Source organism: uncultured Campylobacter sp. (genome assembly GCF_938018145.1).
Taxonomy (GTDB): Bacteria; Campylobacterota; Campylobacteria; order Campylobacterales; family Campylobacteraceae; genus Campylobacter_A.
The window spans coordinates 1-3,045 of record NZ_CALIII010000362.1 but is presented as its reverse complement, the minus strand read 5'-3'; the positions used below and the strand labels follow the sequence as shown (position 1 = coordinate 3,045).

The window sequence follows — 3,045 nt, the reverse complement described above, 5'->3', positions numbered from 1 at the left end:
TGCCGTTTGGCAAATTTAGCGCGACCTCGTCGCCCTCGCTCTTGCCGATTAGCTGCTTGGCTAGGGGCGAGTTAATCGAGATGAGTCCGCGCTCTAGGTTGCTCTCGGGCGTGCCCACGAGCGTATAGGTCTTTTCTAGCTCGGTTTCTACGTCCATGATGACGACCGTGGAGCCAAATTTTACCTTATCGTGCTCGTATTCGGCGGGATCGATTACCTTAGCGCGGCTTACTATGTCGCTAAGCTCGGCTATACGGCTCTCGATAAACGCCTGTTTTTCGCGCGCGGCGTGGTATTCGGCGTTTTCTTTTAGGTCGCCGTGACTGCGCGCAATGTCGATCTCCTCGACGATATTCGGACGTTCGACGGTCTTTAAATTTTTTAGTTCGTTCGTGATTTTTTCATATCCAAAAAGCGTCATCGGTTCGGTCATTTTTCATCCTTTGTTTGTTATTAAAATTTGAGCTACGCTGGCTGCAGAGCCGTGCTTTAGGTACTTTCGTAGCTTCTCGCAGCCTTTGATAAATTTCTCTTTATCGCAGCTCTCGTAAGCTTTTATTAGATTACTCGGCGTTACTTCTTCTTGCAACAGCTCCTCGTGCAGCGCCGCTTCGCCCATGAAATCAAACATGATATTTGCAAGCCCGATGTGGCGCAGCTTCACAAACATCCGCGCTATCATTATGTCGATGGCTTTGGCTTTATAGGCTAGCACAAACGGCGTGCCTACGAGCGCGGCCTGCAGAGTCGCAGTGCCAGAGCAGATAAAGGCAAATTCGCTTTGCAAAAGCGCGCGCGGCGCGTCAGTAACCACGCTAAAGCCGCTCACGTCGCCGTAAATTTGCATATCGTTTGCCAAAAATGGCGGCACGACGAGCAGTTTTTCTTTGTCTTTTATCTGGCTTGCCACCTCGCGAAAAATGGGCATTAGACGCGAAATTTCAGCACGGCGGGATCCAGGCATAAAGGCTATCTTACCGCTTTGCAAAAGCTCGTTTTTTCGCACTCGCAGCTCGTCAAGCAGCGGGTGTCCGACGTAGCGCGAGCGATTGTAGTACATCCCGTCAAACGGCAAAATCGAAGCCAAATGATCGCAGTACGCCTCGACTTTCGCCACGCGTCCGGCCTTCCACGCCCACACCTGCGGCAAGATGTAGTAGGTCACGGGCGTTTTGATGCCTGCTTCTTTGATCGCTCTAGCTAGCGGAAGGTTAAAGGCGGGACTATCGATAAGCAGCACGGCGTCGCACTGCGCAGCTAGGCGAGTCATCTCTTTTATCGCGCGTTTTGCCTTAAAATAAAGCGGCAAAACCTCCACGAAGCCCATCGCGGAAAACTCCGAGCTTCGCATATAAGGCTCGCCGAATTTCTCGTCAAAAATGCCTTTTAGTTCGCACTTTGGCAGATGCTCTAAAACCTGTTCGAAGTGCAAATTTGCAGAGGCCTCCAAACAAGAGACGAGTAGCTTCACTGATTGCCCTCAAAGTCCTCGGCTAAGTTTGCAAGCTCTCTTGCGCGCTCCTTAGTCATCTGAAGGTAACAATCGGCTGCCGTTACGGCATAAAGCGTACCCATAGGTGGCACAAACGGGCATTTGGCCTCTTTATAGGCCACCCATTTACGCTGGATGTCTTTTAGTTTCTTTTTATTTTCGTCGTTTAGCACGCTCATGGCCTTTTTGTAGTTTTGGTTTAGGAGTTTATCTTGGATAGCAAATTCGGCGTCTATACACTGGATCATGCCGGCAGTTGAGCTATCTTTTTGCATGCACTCATCTACGCGCGCTTGCGATTCATCAAATTCCTCTTCCGAAGTTTCCTCGATGCTTGACGCAGGTTTTGCTTTGATCGCAAGATCTTGCGCACCGAAAACCAAACTCGCCGCAAGAGCAGCAAAAATAAATTTTTTAAGCATATTTTCTCCTTTAAATTTGATGAGGATTATCGCCTAAAACGGCTAAATAAACAATAAAATTTAAATTTATAAGTAAATTCGGATTTTGAAATTTGAAAGAAAAATGCGTAAATTTAAAAAACCCAAAGCCCGCAGGCCTTGGGTTTTGGGGTTTATTTAAAATTTAGGTTCTTAACGTCTTCGTCGGCTTTTTTCATAGCTTCGGTAGGCGCTACGCCGATAGGATATTTATGTCCTAAAGAAGCAGGCGCAGGAACCGGAGTAGCTTCTTGAGTTAGCTTAATACTGATGCCGTAAGGCGCAAGCTCGTTAACTAGCTCGGTTTGTCCTTGGCGAGCAAATTCTTTACATTGACCTAGGATCCTAGCCGACTCTTCGTCTCCGTGGAAGCCGTAGCTGTTTTCGCTAAATGCGAAGTCCCAGCGGATGTGAGTTTTGCGGTGCAAGTAAAGAGTCTTTTCAAGAGCCTTACTGATAGCTTCTTTTCTCTCTTTTTCATCGGCGATCGAAGCAAATTTCTCATGCTTAGCTAGCTCGGCTCTGGCCGTTTTTACGTCTTGGATCAAAGAAAGTAGCGCATTTTCGCAGTTTCTTAGCTCGTAAGCGTGGCGATTTTGTACGAACGAAATTCTATCTTTTAGCACTTGTTCGCTTTGCGGGTGGCAAGTTTTGCAAGCCGCGTTTATATCGGCAAGGGGAGTTAAAATTTCATGCTCGGTGATCTTTTGAGCTCCGGCGCGTTTATACGGCATGTGGCAGTCTGCGCACGTTACGCCGCTTCTTCCGTGGATACCGGTTGAGCTTAGCTCAGACTCTGAGTGCTGCATCTTGATGATTTTAGCGCCGGTATCTTTGTGGATGTAGTCAAATTTAAATCCATCCTCTTTGGCTAACTGATCGTCGTAATACTGGTCGAAATTTTCGATCTTAAACGGCTGGTCTTTTTTCCAGAAAGTCCAAGGGAAAGTTAGGGTTTGGTCTTTACCGAAATAATACTCGACGTGGCACTGCATACAAACATAGTTTCTCATCTCCGCTCTAGTAGCTTTTATGCCGCTTTTAGCGTCAGCCTCGTAGCCGCGTCCTACCATCGCGTTTACAAATCCCGGTCTTGTTACTCTTAGGCTCATA

4 protein-coding genes are annotated in these 3,045 nt (G+C 47.6%); all 4 read right to left on the bottom strand.

The genetic code is table 11. From position 1 onward, the window contains the following. Positions 1-433, bottom strand: a 433-nt coding sequence (gene greA / locus Q0338_RS08305; RefSeq protein ID WP_298086343.1) for a transcription elongation factor GreA, incomplete at its 3' end; no start/stop codon positions are given. A 3-nt stretch (positions 434-436) separates the two neighbouring features. Then, positions 437-1,471, bottom strand: coding sequence for a lipid-A-disaccharide synthase (gene lpxB / locus Q0338_RS08300; RefSeq protein ID WP_298086342.1), 1,035 nt, complete (start codon positions 1,469-1,471; stop codon positions 437-439). Further along, the gene (locus Q0338_RS08295) at positions 1,468-1,914 is read right to left on the bottom strand and encodes a lysozyme inhibitor LprI family protein (RefSeq protein WP_002950719.1); all 447 of its coding nucleotides are present in this window, start codon (positions 1,912-1,914) and stop codon (positions 1,468-1,470) included. Before Q0338_RS08295 ends, lpxB begins: the two co-directional genes overlap by 4 nt. A 152-nt stretch (positions 1,915-2,066) precedes the next feature. Continuing rightward, on the bottom strand, positions 2,067-3,045 hold a 979-nt coding region (locus tag Q0338_RS08290; protein ID WP_298086341.1), incomplete at its 5' end, for an ammonia-forming cytochrome c nitrite reductase subunit c552.

Bases quoted from the DNA above. Each gene is read 5' to 3' on its own strand.
- Q0338_RS08295 (WP_002950719.1), bottom strand. From the start codon at position 1,914: ATGCTTAAAAAATTTATTTTTGCTGCTCTTGCGGCGAGTTTGGTTTTC.